This is a genomic window from uncultured Capnocytophaga sp., from assembly GCF_937936315.1.
Classification (GTDB): domain Bacteria; phylum Bacteroidota; class Bacteroidia; order Flavobacteriales; family Flavobacteriaceae; genus Capnocytophaga.
Genome location: NZ_CALGWU010000021.1, coordinates 1 through 21570, shown reverse-complemented (window position 1 = coordinate 21570; position 21570 = coordinate 1). Strand labels below are relative to the sequence as shown.

Below are 21570 nucleotides of genomic sequence, written 5' to 3'. Positions count from 1 at the left end.
ATTTATTTATTAAGGATTATTACTTTCATTTTGATGTCTTTAGTAGGCCAATTATCTCTGCCTTCAGTGGGAACTTGGTTGATTTTATCTACCACGTCCATACCTGCTATTACTTTACCAAAAGCTGTATAGTTACCATCTAAATGATATGCACCAGGTTTTTGTACTACGATAAAAAACTCATAGGGTGAAGCGAATTGATGTGGATTGTCGATGTCGCTACTAGGCATAGAAACAATACCGCGATGGTGTTTGAAACCTTTTTTGGTATCTGGAGGTAATAAATAAGACCCTATGGTAGCTCTCCGACGACTTATTTCCCAAGTTTCGGAATTGCCTCCTTGTATGACAAAATTTTTTACCACTCGGTGAAAAACAGTGCCGTCAAAATATTTTTGCTTGGTGAGAAAGATAAAGTTAGCACGATGGTAGGGAGTTTCATTAAACAATTCAATATCGATATTTCCATAATCGGTAATGATTCGTACAAAACGCTCTTTGTTTTCTTTCTCATATTGATTGAGAAAGGGGATTACATTATCAGTAGTAAGTGTTTCTACAGGAGCTACCTTTTCTTCTGCAACAGTTGTTGTAGTGTCTTTTGAAGTTGTTGTACTACTTTGTGTAGTAGTTGTTTTAGGTGAAGGCTCGTTACAGGCTACAGTCAATAAGCCTATCAATAATAAGCATTTTCTCATATTTGTTTCATAAAATTACGCAACACCTCTATGGTAGCTGCTTCGTTTTCAATATATACCAGATGCCCACCCTCTAATACAGCACTTTGCATTCCTATAGATTCACCTAAAGCTGTCATTTTTTGGTAAGGAATTAAAGCATCTTCTTTTCCTAAGATAAAGAGTTTTTTAGCTGAAAGATGTTGGAGTACAAAAGTGCGATCGAGACGCTCTTTCATTCCTAAAGAAGCGGCTACAATCCCCTCATTAGGTGTTGTGACACCAATATTGATGAGTTGTTGTAGAGCAACTGTCATTGTAGTGCGGTTTTTTTCGCTAAACAAATTAGTAACAGCTGTACGTACAAATAGTTCTTTTTCTTTTTCAATAACTTTCAATACACGGTCGCGATTGGCTTTTTTTTCTTCAGAGTCGGGTAGAGGAGTAGAGTTGAGCAATACCAAACCTTCAACATTTTTTGGAAAACGCTCTGCAAAAGCAAGTGCTACATAACCTCCCATAGAGTGTCCTATTAAAGTGCATTGAGTAATGTTCTCATAGTCTAAAACAGCTTTTACTTCATCAGCCATCATTTCCATAGTGTGTATGGGGGCAATAGTAGGGGTTTTTCCGTGTCCTAAAAGGTCTATACATAATATTTTATAAGTATCAGAAAGCGATTTAGAAAGTGCATTCCATACAGTGCTATCTTCTAAGAAACCATGAAGAAATACAAGTGTTTTGTTAGAGAGATTACCTTGTAAAGTATAGTAAGAAATAGGTGTTTTCATTTTAAAAAATTATAGAGAGGACAAAAGTAGTAATATTTTTTTAATTTGTTAATAAACAAATTGATAAATTGGCAAATTATTTATACTTTTGCGCTATGAATATTATCAAATTAAAAACTATAGATTCTACAAATCGCTATCTTAAAGAGCTTGTACATTCTGAAACTTCATTACCTAACTTTCTCACTATATGGACGCCTCAACAAACAGCAGGTGTAGGACAGTATGGGGCAAAATGGCAAACAGAACCTTATCAAAACCTTACTTTTAGTATGCTTTTTATCCCTAAAAAGCTGTTGCTACAGCAGGCTTTTTTGCTAAATATGTCGGTTGCTATAGCTGTGGTGAGGGCAGTAGAAGATGTTTTAAGAGAACACTCACTCACTGAAGAGCTCTACATCAAATGGCCTAATGATATTTTAATTAATAATAAAAAAGTAGGAGGGATACTGATAGAAAATGTATTACAAGGGCAACAAATAGCTAAAAGTGTCATAGGTATAGGATTGAATGTAAATCAAATAGAGTTTGAAGGGTTGCCTAAAGCTTCTTCGTTGAAGAATATTATCAAGAAGAATTTGGATATGGAACAGCTAATGAAGCGCATTATTAATAATCTAGAAAAAGAATTAACTGTAATAGAGAATTTTTCCTTTGAGGAGATATATAATGTATACAGAAATTATTTGTTTCGTTTAGAAAAAGTATCTACTTTTAGGTCGCCTGAAGGAATACATTTTATGGGAATTATAAAAGGAGTTACATCTATAGGAGAATTGATAGTAGCAACTGAAGAGACAATTAAAACTTTTTCTCTCAAACAGATAGAACTATTGTACTAATTTTTAACACCTAATTAATGGTATCGTATTCAATGATAAAAACTTCTTCATCGTCATGTTTTAAATAATACACTTCACGTCCTAATTTTTCTTTACCTTCATCAGTATAGAGAGCCTCTAATTCTTTTTTGTCTTTTTCAATTTCTTTTTGTAGGAATTGTTTTTGTCGTGTAAGTTTATCTAGTTCACTGTTCATATTTCTATGTACCAAAAAAGAAGCATTGTCAAAAAAAAGCATATATATAGTAAATACTCCCCCTACAACGAGGTATTTTTTATATCCTTTAAAGATAGACGAAAAATCAGCTAATTTTTTCATTATTGTTGGAAAATACGATTGTGAACAAGTGTTTTGAGGATATCTATAGCTACAGTGTTACGACGGTTGTTAGGGATAATAATATCAGCAAATTCTTTAGCGGGCTCTATAAATTCAAGGTGCATAGGCTTGAGGGTAGTTTGGTAACGATTTAGAACCTCGCTTACATCCCTACCACGTTCAGTAATATCGCGTTTAATACGGCGGATGAGGCGCTCATCAGAGTCGGCGTGAACAAATATTTTAATATCAAATAACTGGCGAATATCGGGGTGTGCGAAGATAAGAATGCCCTCTACAATCACCACTTTTGTAGGTTTAACCAAAATAGTTTCGGGAGTGCGGTTGTGTTCTACAAAAGAATAGGTAGGACTTTCAATAGATTTACCTTCTTTGAGTGCCAAAAGGTGTTCTTTTAGCAATTCGAAATCTATAGAATTAGGGTGATCAAAATTTATTTTAGTACGGTCGGAAAATGAAAGATGACTCAAGTCCTTATAGTAAGAATCTTGTGAAATAACAGTTACTTCTTCTCCAGAAAGTTCTTTAATTATTTGATTAACAACGGTAGTTTTTCCACAACCAGTGCCGCCTGTAATTCCTATGATAAGCATTTTTAAATATTTTGGCGGCAAAATTACTAAAAAAGAGGGGATTAAAAAAATAAAAAAATGAGAAACATTTTGTAGTGTATAAAAAAAGTACTACATTTGTCCCATTAATTAAAAAGAATTTTTCGATGAAAAAAATTATCTTAACTGCGTTATGTGTAGGAGTTTTAGGCTTCTGCCAAGCTCAGAAAATCAATTTAGGGAAGGCAGCTAGTGCTGTATCTAAAGGAGCTCAAGCTCTTGCTTTTAGCAATGAAGATGCTAAAAAACTTTCTAAAGAATCGGTAGAGTGGATGGATAAACACAATCCTGTAACCGATAGTAAAAGTCCTTATACTAAACGTTTGAATCGCCTTTTTGGTAAACACAAAAGTGAAGATGGGCTCGACCTTAACTACAAAGTGTATCACGTGATAGATATTAATGCTTTTGCTTGTGCTGATGGTAGTGTGCGTGTGTTCTCTTCCTTGATGGATTTGATGACTGATGATGAACTTTTAGCAATCATTGGTCACGAAATAGGTCACGTGAAAAATGAAGATACTAAGGACGCTGTTAAATCAGCTTATATGCGTGCGGCAGCTCAAGATGCTGCAGGGGCAGCTTCAGGAGCTGTAAGAGCCTTGAGCGATACCGAGCTCGGAGAAATGGCTAATGCTATGCTTGATGCTAAACACAGCAAAAAACAAGAATCACAAGCTGATGAGTACGCTTATAATTTTATGAAAAAACACGGTTATAATGTAGTAGCTGTTTACACTGCTTTCAAAAAAATGGCATTACTTTCAGGAGGTGAAACTCAAAGTAAATTCCAAAAGATGATGAGCTCACATCCTGATAGTGAAAAACGTGCAGAAGCTGCTAAAAAACGTGCTATTAAAGATGGACTTTGGAAAGATCCAGGAGAAGTAACTCTACCTAAGACTCCCATAAAATAATAAGCTCTCTATACTTGTAAATGAGAAGAAAACAAAGAAAAGCACCTCGTACCCTCAGAAGAAACAAATCTAACGCTTTTAAATACTTAAGTGTGTTTTTAGCGTGCCTTTTGCTGTTGGGGGCAGGAGGTGCTTTCTATATTAGAACATATTATCCAGCCTTTTACCAAAAAATCCTCAATAAACTCACTTCTCGCAAAATGAATTCTACTTATGAGAGTGCGCGTATTGAACGCATAGTGAGTTTGTATTACGACAAAGTATTCGGTATTGACCTTTCTCACTATCAGGAACGCGATGAAATACAATGGGATAGTCTTTACATCAAAAACAAAACAGTTCGTTACCCCTTGCAATTTACTATTTTTAGAGCGACAATGGGCAACGAAGCTACCGATAAAAACTTCATTCACTTTTGGAAGGAAGCTAAAAAACATCAACTGATACGAGGGGCTTATCACTACTATCGTCCCGATGAAGATCCTATATTACAAGCTCAATCTTACCTCAAAAACACTACACTTGAAAAGGGTGATTTCCTGCCTATATTAGATGTAGAACAATTGCCTAAGAAAAAAACAAAAGAACAGTTCCTTAAAGATATACAAACGTGGTTAGACCTCGTTGAAAAACGCTATAAACGCAAACCTATACTTTATACCTATATAAGTTTTTACGAAGATTATTTGTACCCTACTTTTAAGAGTTATCCTCTTTGGGTAGCTAACTACAACAATGTGTCAGTGCCTACCTCGGTATTTACTTGGAAGATGTGGCAATTTACTGAAAATGGCATTACCGCAGGGGCTAAAGTGAAGATAGACTTCAATGTTTTCAATGGAGACATTACCGAAATACAATCCCTTTTAATCAAATGACCAAGAAAGAATTACGGCAACTCTACAAACAAAAACGTACAGCCTTATCGGTAGCTGAGCGAGAAATGATGAGCCTACAAATTGCTCAACAACTTTCAATATGCGATATATGGGGGTATAATTGTTATCACCTATTCCTATCTATTAAAGAACTCAATGAGGTTGATACAACTCCTATTCTACAACTTCTTTACCAGAAAAACAAACAAGTAGTGGTACCTAAAATGAACCCTAAAACACAAACTCTTACTTCTATACAAATTACGGGAGATACTTCTTTATTAATTAATAGTTGGGGAGTACCCGAACCTCAAGAAGGAACTGTTGTTGTAGCAGATAAAATAGATGTAGTATTTGTTCCTCTTCTCGCTTGTGATCACTATGGTAATCGTATAGGTTACGGAGGAGGCTACTATGACCGATTTTTAGCAGAATGCCGTCCAGAAACTTTTAAAATAGGGCTTTCATTTTTTTTACCTGAAGAGAATTTTTCGTCTATTTCCCTTCCTACAGATGTTCGTCTTACACATATAGTAACCCCAGAAAAAATTATAACAATTAAATGATTATCAGTTGTTTTCGACTTATAGAAGCTTTTTTAAAGCTCTAAGTCTTTGACAAAGTGTTCTATAAATCCTCTAAATAATTTGTGTAATACTCTTATTTTCTTTATTTTTGCCCTCAAAATTAGTGAATTAAGTCAATTATCAATTGAAATGAAATATAAAAGAATTTTACTTAAACTCAGCGGGGAAGCCCTTATGGGGAGTCGCCAGTACGGTATTGACCCTGCTCGATTAAAAGAATACGCTACCGAGATAAAAGAGGTAGTAAAACAAGGAGTAGAAGTAGCTATCGTGATTGGTGGCGGGAATATCTTTCGTGGGGTAGCAGGTGCCAGCAATGGTATGGACAGAGTGCAAGGCGACTATATGGGAATGCTTGCGACTGTTATCAACTCGCTCGCTCTACAAAGTGCATTGGAAGATGAAGGTATCTTCACCCGTTTGCAAACAGCCATTAAGATGGAAGCTATCGCAGAGCCTTTTATCAAGCGTCGTGCTGTACGCCACTTAGAGAAAGGACGTGTAGTTATTTTCGGGGCAGGAACTGGTAATCCTTACTTTACAACTGACTCGGCAGCTGTACTTCGTGCTATTGAAATCAATGCGGATGTAATCCTCAAAGGGACTCGCGTAGATGGTATCTATACTGCTGACCCTGAAAAAGACCCTAATGCAGTGAAGTTTGATCATATATCTTTTAATGAGTGTATTGATAAAAATCTTAAAGTAATGGATATGACGGCTTTTACTCTTAGCCAAGAGAACCATTTGCCTATTATTGTATTCGATATGAACAAAAAAGGTAATCTTGCTAAAGTAGTCGCAGGGGAAAATGTGGGAACTGTGGTTAATGTTTGATGGAAGCATTGTTCAATTGGTGTTGTGAAGTAATGCAATCATTGGCAAATTTTACAGGGTTTACCTATAAAGAAGTGAATGTTATTGTCTTTATTTTTCTAATGCCTATGGTAGATATTGCTCTTTTGCTACTTTTTGTAGTTAAATATGTACAATACAGAGAGAAAAAGCGCTTTATTAAACAATTAGAAGCACAATGCTAATGGAACAAAATCTATTACATAGATGTTTTGACCTTGCAGTGGAAGGCTTGTATTTATTAGCAGATTCTTTTGGAACTACTTATGAAGCAGTGAACATCTATTTGTTTGTGATTATACAACCATTATTGACAATTTTATTGATTGTAGGTATTTTCTTCTTTTATAAGAAGAACAATAATCTACAAATGAAAATAGAAAAGTTGCTATCAAACAAAACTAATTCCTAATAACTAACATTTAATAAATAAAAACAATATACAATGAACGAAGAAATTAATATTATCTTAGACACTACAAACGAAGCGATGCAAGAAGCATTGCAACACTTGGATAAGGCTTTAGGCAATATCCGTGCTGGTAAAGCAAGTCCGCAAATGGTAAGCAGCGTAATGGTAGATTATTACGGAGCGCAAACTCCTCTTAGTCAGGTAGCCAATGTATCAGCTCCTGACTCACGTACCATTTCTATTCAGCCTTGGGAAAAGAAAATGATTCAACCTATTGAGAAAGCTATCCAGATAGCTAACTTAGGCTTTAACCCAATGAACAATGGCGAAATGGTGATTATCACTGTTCCACCGCTTACTGAAGAGCGTCGTCGTGAACTTGTAAAACAAGCTAAAGGTGAAGGCGAAGACGCTAAAATCAGTGTACGCAATGCTCGACAAGATGCTAATAAGGAAATTAAAAAAGTAGAAACTTCTGACGATATCAAGAAAGATGCCGAAGAACGCGTACAAAAACTCACTGATAAATACATCAAAAAGGTAGAGGAAGTATTAGCTGCAAAAGAAGCTGAGATACTAAAAGTTTAGGTTTAGGTTTAGGTAAGAGGTAAGAGGTAAGAGATAAGAGAGGATAGGGTATGGTAATATAATAAGTAATAAGAAATGACAAATAACGAACAAGTTAAGGATTTAGTGAATCGCCTGGGTGCGTTAAGGAGGTATCTTTGACATAGATGCCAAACGTATTGAAATAAGTAACGAAGAAGAGAAGACTTTTGCACCTGACTTTTGGGATAATGCCAAAGAGGCTGAAAAGGTGATGCGTGAACTTCGCACTCAAAAGAAATGGGCAGAAGATTATGAGGAAGCTGAAAGTCTTACCTCGGATGTGGAGGTGTTGCTCGACTTCTTTAAAGAAGGTGAAGCTACTGCCGATGAGGTAGACCAGCAATACGCACAAGCCCTACACGCTATTGAGGCATTGGAATTTCGCAATATGCTCTCTGATGAAGGCGATGCGATGAGTGCTGTACTGCAAATTACTGCAGGAGCAGGCGGAACTGAAAGTTGCGACTGGGCTTCAATGCTCTTGCGAATGTACACAATGTGGTGCAACAACCAAAAGTATAAGGTAAAGACGCTCAACTTCCAAGAAGGTGATGTAGCAGGTATTAAAACAGTTACTATTGAAATTGAAGGTGAATATGCTTTTGGTTATCTCAAAGGAGAGAATGGTGTACATCGCTTGGTGCGCATCTCACCTTTTGATAGCAATGCTAAACGCCATACCTCATTTGCCTCGGTATATGTATATCCGCTGGCAGATGATACTATTGAAATAGAAATCAACCCTGCGGATATTACCTTTGAGACAATGCGCTCGAGTGGAGCAGGCGGGCAGAATGTAAACAAAGTAGAGACAGCAGTGCGCTTACGTCACCACCCTACGGGAATTATTATTGAGAACTCCGAGACCCGCAGTCAGCTTGATAATAAAAACAAGGCGTTGCAATTGCTCAAATCGCAGTTGTATGAGATAGAACTCAAAAAGCGTCAGGCTAAACGCGATGAGATAGAGGCAGGCAAGATGAAGATAGAGTGGGGTTCGCAAATACGCAACTATGTGATGCACCCCTATAAACTCGTGAAGGATGTACGCACTAATTACGAATCTACTGATGTAGATAGCGTAATGAACGGCGAACTCGACGAATTTCTTAAAGCCTACTTAATGCTTATGGGCACAAGTCGCACGGGCGATACTGATTAATGATTAGTATAAACTTTGCCAAAGGTTGTAGCACAATAGCTATTAAACCTTTGGCAAAGTATTTTATTTTTATGAAGAAAGAAATACTAATATGTAGTGATTGTAATTATGACAATTTAGTAGCTGAGATTTATATAGATGATAAATACATAGCATTAGTTAGTTATGATAATAATGGTAATTTCTTTGTAGAAACACCTACGGTTAAACTAATTAATGAGGATATGGTAACTCATAAAGTTGATTACAATGTATTTATTGAGTTATTAGAAGAAGCTAAAAACAGTTTAAAATGAATAACAAAATAGTAGTTTACCAAGTGCTAACGAGACTTTTTGGGAATACTAATACTACCAATAAAGCGTGGGGCACTAAAGATGAAAATGGAGTGGGTAAGTTCTCGGATTTTACTGAGAAGGCTCTATTAGAAATAAAAAAGTTAGGAGCTACACATATATGGTTTACAGGAGTATTACATCACGCACTCACTACTGATTATACAGCTTATGGTATCAGTAATGACTTTCCGGCGGTAGTAAAAGGACGCGCGGGCTCTCCTTATGCCATAAAGGATTATTACACTGTAAACCCAGACCTTGCTGACAATCCCGCACAACGTTTGGAGGAGTGGGAAGCCCTTATTGCACGTACGCACCAGTGCGGACTGAAAGTGATTATGGATATAGTGCCTAATCACGTGGCACGCCGTTATGAGAGTATTGCTAAACCTGAGGGAGTAAGAGGTTTTGGGGAAGATGATGATGTTTCGGTAACTTATGCTGTAAACAATAATTTTTATTACAACCCCAACGAGGCTTTTCAGTTACCTGAGGGTATTTATGGCGAATATCATGAGTTTCCTGCTAAATGGACAGGTAATGGGGCACGTGCTTCTCAGCCCGATCGCAATGATTGGTATGAAACCATAAAGCTCAACTATGGGGTACGCCCTGATGGTATTAAGGATTTTCCAGAACTACCTATAGGTTTTGAGAGTGAAGATACAGAAGTACATTACCATTTTTGGCAAGACAAAACTGTGCCTAATACTTGGCAAAAGTTCAAAGATATTGCTTTGTATTGGCTTGAGAAAGGTGTAGATGGATTCCGTTATGATATGGCTGAAATGGTACCTGTGGAGTTTTGGAGTTATTTCAATTCGGCTATTAAACATCATAACCCAGAGGCTTTTCTGCTGGCTGAGGTATATAACCCCAATGAATATCGCTCTTACTTGCACTTAGGGAAGATGGATTACTTGTACGACAAAGTGCAATTGTATGACACTTTGCGCAATATTGTAGCACACGAACATAGCACTGATGCCATAGCCCCTATACAACGTGGGCTTTCTGATATTTCAGACCGTATGTTACATTTCTTAGAAAACCACGATGAGCAACGTATAGCCTCACCAGAATTTGCAGGCTATGCCGAAAAGGCTAAACCTGCAATGGTAGTTTCTACCCTCATTAGCGAATCGCCAGTAATGGTGTATTTCGGTCAGGAGGTGGGAGAGAGAGCGGCAGAATGGGCAGGTTTTGGCAGTCCGTCGCGTACTTCTATTTTTGATTATATAGGAGTTCCTGCTCATCAACGGTGGGTGAACAACAAACAATATGACGGAGGTCAGCTTAGTAATTCGGAACGAGCATTACGCGATTTCTATCAGCGATTACTCAATTTAAAGGTTAATAGTGCTTATATTGATTTGCATCAATACAATCGAGAGCATACCGTTTATTACAACGACAAAGTGTATAGTTTTGCGAGAGGGAATGAAGAAGAACAATGGGTGATGGTATGCAATTTTAGTGAACACGAAAGTTATGGTTTTGACTTGCAATTGCCAGCCTATTTGTTAGGCAGTTGGTTCTTGAATGACGGTACATATACCCTTAACGATGCTCTTTACTACGAAAAGCAAACTACCCTATATATAGAAAATGGCAAAGGAAGATTGCGAGTGGATATAGCCCCTTTGGAGTCTTTAGTGTTTAGAATTTCTTGATAAAGTATTTATATTGGTAATAAAAAAGTGAGAAATAAAACTTATGATAGTTTTGTTTCTCACTTTTTATTTTTTTTAGATATTTTCCCATTGAAGTAAGGGGAAATTATTTCTTCAGCCAGTTATTTTCAAACTTACAATTTTTATATTCTCCATTTACTGAAATGTAAGTCTTTTCAATGTGTTCTTTCATCCACTTGTTGATAGCTTTTAGCTGTTTTTCTTTGAGGGCTAAATCTTGTATTTTTACGTAATCCTTTACAAAATCGGCTTGGTGTTCATCAATACGGTTTGTGATTTGGTAAATTTTGTAGGTCTTTTTGCCTGTTCTATCTTCATCGAGGAAAGGCACTGAAACCTCATTGTCTTTAAGGTCTGAAATACGAGCATAAAGCGTAGGCTCTATGCGAGTAAGTTCAAAACGAGTAGAAAGATCTTCAGGGTTGATAAGCTGACCGCCATCGTTACGAGTTTCTTTTTCATCAGAGAAATTACGTGCAGCCTCATCAAAAGTGAGTTCTTTGTTAATGATGCGTTCACGAATTTTGGATATTTTTTCTTTAGCTTCGTTGAGAGCTTCCTCAGGGATATCAGGCATTAATAAAATGTGGCGTACACTCACTTCTTTACCACGAATCTTGTCCATTTGAATAATATGCCAACCGAAACTTGACTCAAAAGGTTTAGATATTTCGCCTTCTTGCAAAGTAAAAGCTACATCTTTAAAAGCTTTATCGAAAGCAGAATTACGATTGAAAGTAAGGACTTGTCCGCCAGTAGCACGGTCTTGAGAGTAGAGAATGGCTTTGGTAGAAAAACTCATACCATTTTCTTCTACATCCTTTTTAATATCATTGAGTTGATCTATTACTTTTTGTACTGAACTCTTAGGGGCAACTGGGTTTACCACAATTTGAGCTATTTCTAATTCAGTACCAAAATGCGGACGCTCATCGGCTGGTATAGCATTGAAGAAGGTGCGTATTTCTTCAGGAGTTACTTCTACATCTTTAATAATTTGTTGTTTCATACGCTGAGCGAGCATACTCACCTTCAAAAGGTTGAAAAGTTCGTCACGCATAGATTGTTCGTCATCTTTTTTGTAGAACTGTAATAGTTTTTTGATATCACCACCTAATTGAGCAGTTAAAAACTCAATACGTTGGTTCACTTGGTCGCGTACTTCGCTATCGGTGAGCTTCACACTATCTTGCACAGCTTGGTGAGCATAGAGTTTATCCTCCATCAGTTTGCCTAACATCTGGCAACGGTTGATTTCACGGGTATCTACTTCTTGTTGTTGCAAATCAATATACGCCTTGTCTATATCTGATTCCAAAATTAGATAATCACCTACTACAGCTGCCACGCCATCTACCTTTTTACGCTCGTTGTTTTGGGCAAAAAATGGAGTGGTAAACAACAACATTACAAGAACCAACCAAATTTTTGTTTTATTCATAAACTTTGTTATTAACTTTAAACGTTCTATTATCATATCAAAAGATGTGCCTAATTGCACTAACTAATTTGCAAAAGTAGTATTTATATTGGAAAAACGAAACATTCTACGTTATTTTATTTTAAAACTGCCGATGAGCCACCCTATTGCAGGGAAATAAAAAGGAGCAGTGAATAACCATAAATACTCATAAAAATTGCTAAAAATAGGGTAGTTTCCAATAACTGAAAATCCCTTATAGACGATTAATCCTTCGGTGGTGATAAAACAAAAGAGAAATAGATAAATAAGCCAACGATTTACTTTATATACTTCTTCTAAAAACAGCAAGAGACCTATGGTTACAATTCCTAGAAAATTGAAGTGCAAATAACTAATTAGTAGGTCGATGTTTTTAAATAAATAGGGGGTAAGCACGGGGAAAGCACCAGTGAACATCATTGCTACTTTGGCAATAAAAAAACAGATAAAAACCGTTGCTAAAAAGCTCTTTAGTTGAGTTTTTAGGTATAGGCGTAATATCATTATTACAGAGGTAAGCCAAATAAGCACAGAAACTCCCCCAACGATATAGTAGATAGGATAACTGAAATAGCCTACCCACGAGATAAAAAGTGACCCTATAATTCCTGCTTGAAATAGAATAAATATGCGCTTGATAAGTTGAGGGTATTGTATATCCCAACCATATTTTTTTACAAAGAGTCCCATTAGGCTACTGAGCATCCATCCATTGTATTGAAAGTGCAAAAAGAAAGCAATGGAACACATATACATTTCAGAAAATTTACCAAACTTTACAATAGTTACAGGCATAAACCATATTCCTAAACTTGATAAAATAAGATAAAAGATGCCCATCTTTACAAAAGGGGAAGTAGCATATTTTATAAAGAATCTCGCAAAGAAGTAAGTACAAATGATAAATACTGATGAAAAACTAATAGAAATGGCTCCATATCCTTGAAAAGGGAAGCTACAGAGCATACCTAATACTGAGAATTGGGTAATGTAGAACAGCCATCGGTAGCGTTTGTGTAGTTGAGTGTTGAAAGGAATGAAAGTTCGCGCCAAAATAGCAGAAAGCATTACATATACAAATCCTAAAAGCGCTAAATGAGAATGGGTATGCACAATATTCCGATAATTGAACACAAAAGGATAGTCGGCTACTTGTACTGAGCGCATAAAGATACCCAAGCACACAACTATGGCAAAATAAGCAAATGCCCATCGTATATCGGTTTGTATGTTTAATTTAGTATTCAAAAGTACCGTATTCGCTTTTTATAGTGAGACGTTTTTTATCAGAAGCTGCCACGTGTCCTATCACTTGTGCAGGTACACCAAATGACTGTGAGATAGCTATCAAGTCTCCGGCGATGTTTTCAGGTACGTAGAGTTCCATACGATGTCCACAGTTGAATACTTGGTACATTTCTTTCCAATCGGTATGAGATTCCTCTTGAATGAGCTTAAAGAGGGGAGGAACGAGGAAAAGATTGTCTTTAACAATATGAAGGTTCTCAACAAAGTGTAATATTTTGGTTTGTGCGCCGCCACTACAATGTACCATTCCGCATATTTGGGTATTATCGTATTTTTCTAATATTTTTTTGATAATAGGCGCATAGGTGCGGGTAGGGGAGAGGACAAGCTTTCCTGCGTCTATGAGAGAGCCAACTACGCTATCAGTGAGGTGCTTAGAGCCTGTATATACGAGTTCATCAGGAACTGAGGGATCAAAACTTTCAGGGAATTGATTAGCTAGCGATTTGTTGAATACATCGTGTCGTGCTGAGGTAAGTCCGTTGCTACCCATACCGCCATTGTAAGAAGTCTCATAGGTAGCTTGCCCATAAGAAGCCAACCCTACGATTACATTGCCTGCTTTGATGTTGGCATTATCAATCACTTTACCACGTTCCATACGTGCTGTAACAGTAGAATCGACAATGATAGTGCGTACTAAATCACCTACATCAGCAGTTTCACCTCCTGTAGAGTGAATATGTACCCCAAAGTTAGCCAATTCATTGATAAGTTCTTCAGTACCATTGATGATTGCTGAAATAACTTCTGCAGGAATGAGGTTCTTGTTACGCCCTATAGTAGATGAAAGCATAATGTTATCTATGGCTCCCACACATAATAAATCATCTATATTCATTATGAGGGCATCTTGAGCAATGCCTTTCCATACACTTAGGTCGCCTGTGGTTTTCCAATACATATAAGCCAATGCCGACTTGGTACCTGCACCATCAGCGTGCATTACAAGGCAATATTGGTCATCACCCGTAAGATAATCGGGGACTATTTTACAAAAGGCTTTGGGGAATAATCCTTTATTGATATTTTTGATAGCTTTATGCACTTCGTCTTTGGCAGCCGAAACTCCGCGTAGTGCATAACGTTTGCTTACTTCCATTATAGTTTAATTTTGAGAGGCAAAGGTAAGAAATAATTAACAATTAACAAGTGATAATAAATAAATTTTAGAGTTTTTGTGTTTTAGGGGTACAATTATCAAAAGAAATATTTTACTGATTTAGTTTCTTAAGTTGTGATCGGATATAAATATGATGTGTACAGTTAGAAGAAAGCTCTCTTCTTATTCTACTATTTAACAGATTTAATGAATTATCAAACACTTATTAAAAGAGGTTAAAAACTCAGTGTTAGGATAATTGTAATTCTTATTATCCCCATTTATTGGGTTGAAAAAAACAAAAATATAAAAGGATTAATTTGTATTATAAATTGTTGAGCCTATGAGAAACTTGTTACAATATAAGAGTTAATAGGAAAAAGGTAAAAAAGTTTTACAAATATTAATAGTAATTTATATAAGTAATTCCTCTACTATCTCTTAAAATTTTGTTAAATAATTTATAGGTTTAATTTTAGCGGAAATCTATCGCTATAACTTTCATTTGAAAGTGGTGTAAATAGTTCTCAGATAGGTTCTTTAACTAATAGAGAACTTCCTAAAATACGGATTACTTCAGCAATAGGTCTATCAAGCTTAAGGTCTTTTTCAACAATAGCAACAATTACATAAATCAAAATTGTTACATCAACAGCATAGAACTTACCGTGTAAGCAAAAATTATTAATAATTCTCTTTTCCTGAGCAATATTAATCATATATAAAGCAAAATCTTGAAAAATATTAAGATTTCTAACTTCATTTGCTCTTGAAAGAATAGTTTTGTTAATAATATTCTTACCAAAACCTAAGTGATAAGCTCTTTTTGAGTGAACAGTTAGTATATCAACAAGCCCTCTAAGGCTATCACAACCTATAAGTTGTCCAAAAATTAGAACAAGTAAGTAATTCCAATGAGAAAAACTCCATTTTTGTGTTCTATCATTGTATTTATATACTAATCTATTGAAATGTTTTTGAGATAAGTATAATTAATATCTATATCAGCATCCTCCTGATATTCAGGTGGAGCAATAGTTTTAAAATCAATTCCTCAAACAGTGATAAATTCATAGTTTAATAACATCTCTTTATAACTATCAGGTAAAGGGAAGCCTAATTTCTTTTCCGTTTGCTCAATCCAAGTTATATTTATAAAGTTTTTAGTACCAACAGCTATTCTGTCTTTATACTTTTCAATAATAGATTGTATCATTTTCTACAATATTACTACCTTATTATGTTTAATAAAATCTAATTACCAATTTATGCTTTCTTTTCCTACAGACGCAAGATAGGCATTGGCTTTGCTGAAATGTTTGTTACCAAACCAATACCCTCTATTAGCACTTAAAGGTGAGGGATGACCAGAAGAGAGTATACAATGTTTGCTACTATCAATAAGGCTAGCTTTCTTTTTAGCATAACCACCCCAAAGCATAAACACTACATTGTTACAATGTTTGGAAACTGCTGCAATAACTGCATCGGTGAATGTTTCCCAACCTTGATTTTGGTGACTACCGGCTTCGTTAGCTCTTACTGTGAGGGTAGCATTTAGCAGTAAGACTCCTTGTGATGCCCAACGCTCTAAATTACCGCTGATAGGGTAGGGGGCGCCTAAATCTTGCGCTATTTCTCTGAAAATATTTACAAGTGAAGGAGGGTGTGCTATGCCGTCGTGTACAGAAAAACACAAACCATTTGCCTGCCCTTCACCGTGATAAGGGTCTTGCCCAATAATTACTACTTTTACCTCACTTAGTGGACAATGATCGAAAGCCGAAAATATTTGCTTTCCTTTGGGATAACAGATATTTTCGGCATATTGTTGTTTAACATATTCGGTGAGCTTGGTAAAATAAGGCTTGTTAAATTCTTCTTCTAATACCGCTTTCCAGCTTGAGTCTATTTGTACGTTCATTATTTTACTTCTTTGATTTCCATATTGTCATACTGAACAATGTAAACGCCTTGGTTTTCATAACCTCCTCCTTTGTAAGAGTTTTTTAGATAAGCAAACTTGTTTTCTAGGAAAGCGGTTTCTCCTATGTGGGTATTTGCACTATTTAAATTTCCAGATACGCCTAAACGTAAAATAGCGTCCATAGTGAGGTCAAAGCCTCGGATAGCGTATTTGCTAGGCAAAATTCCATAAGTTTTTTGATAACGAATAGAAAAATTATCACTGCCATTAGAATATTTGTTTACAGTAGGGTAGGTAAAGTGCAAATCTGATAGTTGGTTATTAGATAAACTACTTGAATCGAAAACGTTGCCTCTTTCTACAGTTGCTAACACAATTTTAGGATGTGTGTTGTTTTTCTTTACTTTCAAAGCATTATGCAACAAACGCACGGCTAATGATACATAACCTATATCATTAGATTGTAACAAAACTACGTTTTCTTTACTGTAGTTCAAAGCATTAGAAAAACCATTAGCTGACATTTCAGTTACTACCTTAGCGTTAGGGAAAGCACGTTCTAATTTGTCGCGTAAGCCTGTGTTTTTACTATCGGCTAAGATAATCATATTCTCATCAGAATAATTTTTGTTGAGATAACTAATCATCTGTGCTTGTTGTACTTCATCTGAGGGTAAAGTTTGATATACATTGGGATTTAATACAATGTTTTTATTAGCTAGAGGTGCTAATACAGCAGTGTTATTGTTGGTGATTAATTCTGCTACAGCATTAAATGACTTGGTAGTGAAAGGACCTATTACCAATTGTGAGTTTTGTACACTTGTATTAGAAGTAATCTTTTTGATGTCGCCTTCACTATCGTATACGTTTACTTTGAACTTGTATCCCATTTTTTGTAGGGAATCCAAAGCAATGAGTGCACCTGAATAAAAATCAGTAGCTACAGGGGTAATTTTATTATCAGTAAGACGTGATTTTAAAGCAGCGGCTTTGTTTGTTGCACCTATATCAGCTACTTTGAATGGTAAAATATAGCTAATTTCCTTTACATTATTAGGAGATGAAGCAGAGCGCAAAGTGTTATTAGAGCTTTCAAAATCGTAATTAGGTGTACTAGTAAAAGCTGCGTTTTTATAACGATCGTAGTTTTCTTTAGGAATCCATATCTGAGCATCACTTTTCAATCCATCTTTTACAGCAGGATTGAGTTTCACAATATCAGATCGTGATAAACCAAATTTGCGTTCTAGACTATAAAAACCTTCTCCTTTTTCTATGTAGTAGAGAACCAACTCTTTATTGGTTGCAGGGCGCGTAGGTACTTCAGGTTCAGAGTTATCTACAGCTGAAGAAGGTACCCATATTTCTTGTCCTTCTTTTAGACTGTTAGGGTTAAATCCTTTTTCTTTTTTGTTGATTCGTTCTAATTCTTCTACACTCACATTGTGGTTTTTTGCAATTTTCCATAAGGTTTCTTGAGGTTTTACAACATAGCGTTTTTGTCCTTGTACACCTTTTTGTACCATATCACTTGCTTTGTTGAAAAGTGGAATAGTAATGCGCTCGTTCTCTTGGAGTTCACGAGTGTAAAGGTCTAAGTTATAGCGCTTCAAATCGTCTATAGAAATGTTGTACTTCTGAGAAAGTCCAAAGAAAGTTTCTCCTGATTTTACCAGATGAGAGGTAAAACCTACTGGACGCTGGGTACTGTAGTGTTTTATCTTGCTGGTAGGAATATTGATAGTTACACCTTTCTGGATTCCATCTTTTACTCCAGGGTTAAGTTTTAGAATATCAGCAGGTGAAAAACGATAAGTTTTAGCGATACTTTCAATACTTTCATAGTTACTTGCTGTATGTTTTTGCTGAGCAAAACTTAAGGTAAAGCATAGTAAGGTGGTTAGTGTTAAAAAATGTTTCATAATGACTTATGATTTAATTATTAATTATTTTAACTATTAATTGATTATTCCCATTCTATGGTGGCAGGTGGTTTACTACTAATATCATACACCACACGATTTACACCTTTCACTTTGTTGATGATGTCATTAGATACCTTTTGAAGGAATTTGTAAGGTAAATCTACCCAATCGGCAGTCATACCATCTACACTTTCTACAGCACGTAAGGCTACCACACGTTCGTAAGTACGCTCGTCACCCATTACGCCCACACTATTGATAGGTAATAGGATAGCTCCTGCTTGCCATACTTTGTTGTAGAGGTTGTGCTCTTTTAGTGCATTGATGAATATAGCATCTACTTCTTGCAAAACGGCTACTTTTTCAGCAGTGATATCACCTAAAATACGGATAGCTAAACCAGGGCCAGGGAAAGGATGTCTCCCTAATAATTCATCACTAATGCCCAAACTACGACCTACTCGACGGACTTCATCTTTGAAGAGCATACGCAAAGGCTCTACTACCTTTAGTTTCATATAATCGGGCAATCCACCTACATTATGATGAGATTTTATAGTTGCTGAAGGACCTTTTACTGATAATGATTCAATAACATCGGGATAAATAGTACCTTGCGCTAACCATTGAGCATCAGTGATTTTGTGTGCTTCATCATCAAATACTTCAATAAAAACACGCCCAATAGTTTTACGTTTTTCTTCAGGGTCAGTTTTGCCTGCTAAGGCAGAGAGAAAACGTGTTGAAGCATCTACACCTTTCACATTTAATCCCATACCTTCGTATTGTTTTAAAACGCTTTCAAACTCATTCTTACGTAAGAGTCCATTATTTACGAATATACAATGCAATTGTTTTCCAATAGCTTTGTTGAGTAATACAGCGGCTACAGTTGAGTCTACTCCTCCTGATAAACCTAAGATTACTTTTTCGTTACCTATTTGTGTTTTTAGCTGTGTAACAGTCATCTCTACAAAATTATCGGATGTCCAATTAGGGGTAAGTTTAGCTATTTTGAAAAGAAAGTTAGCCAATAGTTTCATACCATCAGCAGAGTGTGTTACTTCGGGGTGAAATTGGATGGCGTAAGTGTCTTCTCCTTCTATGCGATAAGCAGCGTTTGTTACATCAGGAGTGCTTGCCAGACAAATTGCATTTGGAGGTAATTGTTTAATGGTGTCACTATGGCTCATCCATACTATACTTTCTTGGTAAATCCCTTCAAAAAGGGGTTCTTCAGGTTTGATATAAGTGAGATGAGCACGACCATACTCTCGTATGTTTGAAGGAGCAACCTCACCACCGCCAAAATGGGCTAAGTATTGAGCCCCATAACATACAGCTAAAAGAGGTATTTTACCTTTTATTGCGGATAGGTCTGGATGCAAGACTTCTGCACTACGGACTGAATAGGGTGAACCGGATAGGATTACAGCAGAGAAATCGCTTAAATTCTCGGGTAAATTGTTATAAGGGTGCATTTCACAGTACACATTTAGTTCGCGCACACGGCGAGCAATAAGTTGGGTATATTGCGACCCGAAATCCAATAATAGAAGGCGTGAGCCTTGAAAAGTGTCTTTATTCATTGTTAAGGGTTGCTGCAGCAGTGAGCACAGCTTGTTTTAAACTTTCTTTATAATCAATCATTTTTTGTAAAAGTATGGCATCAGTACTAGCTAATATTTGTAAAGCTAGTAAGCCAGCATTTTTAGCAGCATTCAAAGCTACAGTAGCAACGGGTACTCCATTAGGCATCTGTAAGATAGAGAGGATAGAATCCCATCCGTCAATAGAGTTGCTACTCTTCACAGGTACACCTATTATGGGTAAAGGAGACATAGAGGCAACCATACCAGGCAAGTGAGCAGCTCCACCTGCTCCAGCAATAATTACTTGAATACCATTTTTATGAGCATTTTTACTAAACTCCATTAATTTTTCGGGTGTACGATGTGCTGATACAATATCTACGACCGTTGTGATACCAAAATTTTTGAGGATATCAATAGCGTCTTGCATTATAGGTAAATCGCTTTTGCTTCCCATTACTACAGCTACTTTCATATATTTGTATTTTGGTGCAAAGATACGAATAATTTGTCAATTAGCAAGTTTTAATATTTAATTCAACTTGCTATTTATTGATTCTTTTAAATAACTGTAATCCAAAAATATACATTGTAATCTTTATAAAAAAAACTTTTAAAGTAACAGAATGTATTGTTCTAGGAAACATCTTTTTAATATCACTTATAGTAACTTGTAACTTCTACACGCTTTCTCATCTTGAACTTCTGTCTACTTTGTTTTTCTGAGTCTGGTCTTTTGTTATTTTTTTTCGTTGTGTTTTTAACTCAAAACATTTATTTTCAATTAGATAATCTTCTATTTGATAATCTGTATAAGCACTATCCCCATAAAGTTTTGCATCTGGTGGAAAAATCTATGTAATCTTATCTAAGGCTTTTACATCTGCTGTTTTTCCTACGGTAAAATGAAACGCAATTGGTATGCCTTCTCCTGTTGTAACTAACTGAACTTTAATTCCATAAAAATAAGACCGCATACTTGTCGTATAGCCTCTATATTATTTTCCTTTTGCAATTTTACATCTATTAATACGAATGTTTTGACAAATAGGTATAGGAAATGAATCAATTATATAGTTCATTTCACAAGTAATCTCTTTATAAAAAGAGGCTATCAAATGAAATAATTCATAAAGTACGTTCCCCAGATTATGTAAGCGCCTATTAAATCTACTTTCTTCTAACATATTGGGAAACAAATTGTATTGTTTAACAAATTTGATAGCAGCACGATGCTTCCCATAGAAATTGTTAGCAGCTATAAATGCTGTTGTAATAATCTCGCTATCAGATACTTTTCTGCGAATATCTTCAGAATGATTAATTTCTTTTAAAATATCATCGATAATACAAAAAATTGATGTAATTTTGTCTTTGCAAAGCATTGGAGTTGTTTTTATTTTTTTGCAATTACAAATATACAAAACTTTTGCTTTGCTTTTTTATTTTTTAAACTTTTCAACTAGCAAGTTGAATTAAGTAATGTGTAAGTTCCAGTAGTAAGTGCAATTTTTCAGTAGATTTTTAGAGTAAATTTT

The 21570-nt window shown here is 35.8% G+C and carries 25 protein-coding genes and 1 pseudogene; 11 read left to right on the top strand and 15 right to left on the bottom strand.

From position 1 onward, the window contains the following. Positions 1–2: 2 nt before the first annotated feature. Positions 3–698, bottom strand: a complete 696-nt coding sequence (locus tag Q0162_RS02765) for a peptidylprolyl isomerase (RefSeq protein ID WP_297888747.1) — start codon at positions 696–698, stop codon at positions 3–5. Then, positions 695–1468: an alpha/beta fold hydrolase gene (locus Q0162_RS02760; protein ID WP_297888744.1), complete on the bottom strand. Its 774-nt coding sequence runs from the start codon at positions 1466–1468 to the stop codon at positions 695–697. The genes Q0162_RS02765 and Q0162_RS02760 overlap by 4 nt, the downstream gene beginning before the upstream one ends. 95 nt (positions 1469–1563) lie before the next feature. On the opposite strand from Q0162_RS02760, the gene Q0162_RS02755 reads away from it, so the two are divergent. Continuing rightward, positions 1564–2310, top strand: a complete 747-nt coding sequence (locus Q0162_RS02755) for a biotin--[acetyl-CoA-carboxylase] ligase (protein ID WP_297888741.1) — start codon at positions 1564–1566, stop codon at positions 2308–2310. A gap of 10 nt (positions 2311–2320) precedes the next feature. Here the strand turns inward: Q0162_RS02755 and Q0162_RS02750 are convergent, their stop codons facing one another. Next, on the bottom strand, positions 2321–2629 hold the full coding sequence (locus Q0162_RS02750; RefSeq protein ID WP_297888738.1) for a septum formation initiator family protein: 309 nt from the start codon (positions 2627–2629) through the stop codon (positions 2321–2323). After that, positions 2629–3243: a uridine kinase gene (gene udk, locus Q0162_RS02745; RefSeq protein ID WP_297888734.1), complete on the bottom strand. Its 615-nt coding sequence runs from the start codon at positions 3241–3243 to the stop codon at positions 2629–2631. The genes Q0162_RS02750 and udk overlap by 1 nt, the downstream gene beginning before the upstream one ends. Positions 3244–3368: 125 nt before the next feature. Here udk and Q0162_RS02740 point away from each other — a divergent pair, with 125 nt between their 5' ends. The 10 genes from Q0162_RS02740 (at position 3369) to Q0162_RS02695 (ending at position 10692) form a co-directional block, all read left to right on the top strand. Next, positions 3369–4178 carry a M48 family metallopeptidase gene (locus tag Q0162_RS02740; protein WP_297888731.1) on the top strand — a complete coding sequence of 270 codons (810 nt, stop codon included), beginning with the start codon at positions 3369–3371 and terminating at the stop codon, positions 4176–4178. 20 nt (positions 4179–4198) lie between these two features. Further along, complete coding sequence (locus Q0162_RS02735; protein WP_297888728.1) at positions 4199–5056, top strand: GH25 family lysozyme; 858 nt, start codon at positions 4199–4201, stop codon at positions 5054–5056. After that, positions 5053–5622, top strand: coding sequence for a 5-formyltetrahydrofolate cyclo-ligase (locus Q0162_RS02730; RefSeq protein WP_297888726.1), 570 nt, complete (start codon positions 5053–5055; stop codon positions 5620–5622). The genes Q0162_RS02735 and Q0162_RS02730 overlap by 4 nt, the downstream gene beginning before the upstream one ends. Positions 5623–5772: 150 nt before the next feature. Next, complete coding sequence (gene pyrH / locus Q0162_RS02725) at positions 5773–6480, top strand: UMP kinase (RefSeq protein ID WP_297888722.1); 708 nt, start codon at positions 5773–5775, stop codon at positions 6478–6480. Next, the gene (locus tag Q0162_RS02720; RefSeq protein ID WP_297888719.1) at positions 6480–6683 is read left to right on the top strand and encodes a hypothetical protein; all 204 of its coding nucleotides are present in this window, start codon (positions 6480–6482) and stop codon (positions 6681–6683) included. Before pyrH ends, Q0162_RS02720 begins: the two co-directional genes overlap by 1 nt. Next, the gene (locus Q0162_RS02715) at positions 6683–6910 is read left to right on the top strand and encodes a hypothetical protein (RefSeq protein ID WP_297888717.1); all 228 of its coding nucleotides are present in this window, start codon (positions 6683–6685) and stop codon (positions 6908–6910) included. Before Q0162_RS02720 ends, Q0162_RS02715 begins: the two co-directional genes overlap by 1 nt. 33 nt (positions 6911–6943) lie before the next feature. Continuing rightward, positions 6944–7498 carry a ribosome recycling factor gene (gene frr, locus Q0162_RS02710; protein WP_002678917.1) on the top strand — a complete coding sequence of 185 codons (555 nt, stop codon included), beginning with the start codon at positions 6944–6946 and terminating at the stop codon, positions 7496–7498. A 75-nt stretch (positions 7499–7573) separates the two neighbouring features. After that, positions 7574–8681, top strand: a protein-coding gene (gene prfB, locus Q0162_RS02705; RefSeq protein ID WP_297888711.1) for a peptide chain release factor 2 whose coding sequence is annotated in 2 segments (ribosomal slippage) — positions 7574–7633 and positions 7635–8681 — 1107 coding nt in all. Because the reading frame shifts where the segments join, the coding sequence is not laid out codon by codon here. Positions 8682–8752: 71 nt separating this feature from the next. Continuing rightward, on the top strand, positions 8753–8977 hold the full coding sequence (locus tag Q0162_RS02700) for a hypothetical protein (protein WP_297888701.1): 225 nt from the start codon (positions 8753–8755) through the stop codon (positions 8975–8977). After that, positions 8974–10692: an alpha-amylase family glycosyl hydrolase gene (locus Q0162_RS02695; RefSeq protein WP_297888698.1), complete on the top strand. Its 1719-nt coding sequence runs from the start codon at positions 8974–8976 to the stop codon at positions 10690–10692. The genes Q0162_RS02700 and Q0162_RS02695 overlap by 4 nt, the downstream gene beginning before the upstream one ends. Positions 10693–10798: 106 nt before the next feature. On the opposite strand, the gene Q0162_RS02690 is transcribed toward Q0162_RS02695, so the two are convergent. The 11 genes and pseudogenes from Q0162_RS02690 to Q0162_RS02645 form a co-directional block, all read right to left on the bottom strand. Further along, on the bottom strand, positions 10799–12154 hold the full coding sequence (locus Q0162_RS02690; protein ID WP_297888695.1) for a peptidylprolyl isomerase: 1356 nt from the start codon (positions 12152–12154) through the stop codon (positions 10799–10801). 111 nt (positions 12155–12265) lie between these two features. Further along, positions 12266–13354 (bottom strand): hypothetical protein, encoded by a 1089-nt coding sequence (locus Q0162_RS02685; protein WP_297888811.1) that lies wholly within the window; start codon positions 13352–13354, stop codon positions 12266–12268. Positions 13355–13412: 58 nt separating this feature from the next. After that, the gene (locus Q0162_RS02680; RefSeq protein WP_297888693.1) at positions 13413–14585 is read right to left on the bottom strand and encodes an AIR synthase related protein; all 1173 of its coding nucleotides are present in this window, start codon (positions 14583–14585) and stop codon (positions 13413–13415) included. A 527-nt stretch (positions 14586–15112) separates the two neighbouring features. Continuing rightward, positions 15113–15304, bottom strand: a complete 192-nt coding sequence (locus Q0162_RS02675) for a hypothetical protein (RefSeq protein WP_297888690.1) — start codon at positions 15302–15304, stop codon at positions 15113–15115. Positions 15305–15448: 144 nt separating this feature from the next. Next, positions 15449–15511: pseudogene (locus Q0162_RS13245) on the bottom strand (hypothetical protein); the annotation flags it as partial. A 332-nt stretch (positions 15512–15843) separates the two neighbouring features. After that, complete coding sequence (gene ung, locus Q0162_RS02670) at positions 15844–16509, bottom strand: uracil-DNA glycosylase (RefSeq protein ID WP_297888687.1); 666 nt, start codon at positions 16507–16509, stop codon at positions 15844–15846. Further along, positions 16509–18437 (bottom strand): LysM peptidoglycan-binding domain-containing protein, encoded by a 1929-nt coding sequence (locus Q0162_RS02665; RefSeq protein ID WP_297888685.1) that lies wholly within the window; start codon positions 18435–18437, stop codon positions 16509–16511. Before Q0162_RS02665 ends, ung begins: the two co-directional genes overlap by 1 nt. A gap of 44 nt (positions 18438–18481) precedes the next feature. Next, positions 18482–20029, bottom strand: coding sequence for a glutamine-hydrolyzing GMP synthase (gene guaA / locus Q0162_RS02660; RefSeq protein WP_297888682.1), 1548 nt, complete (start codon positions 20027–20029; stop codon positions 18482–18484). Then, complete coding sequence (purE, locus tag Q0162_RS02655) at positions 20022–20507, bottom strand: 5-(carboxyamino)imidazole ribonucleotide mutase (RefSeq protein ID WP_297888679.1); 486 nt, start codon at positions 20505–20507, stop codon at positions 20022–20024. The genes guaA and purE overlap by 8 nt, the downstream gene beginning before the upstream one ends. A gap of 379 nt (positions 20508–20886) precedes the next feature. Further along, positions 20887–21009 (bottom strand): transposase, encoded by a 123-nt coding sequence (locus Q0162_RS02650; RefSeq protein WP_297888677.1) that lies wholly within the window; start codon positions 21007–21009, stop codon positions 20887–20889. A 21-nt stretch (positions 21010–21030) separates the two neighbouring features. Next, complete coding sequence (locus Q0162_RS02645) at positions 21031–21417, bottom strand: DALR anticodon-binding domain-containing protein (RefSeq protein ID WP_297888674.1); 387 nt, start codon at positions 21415–21417, stop codon at positions 21031–21033. Between the last annotated feature and the right edge of the window lie 153 nt (positions 21418–21570).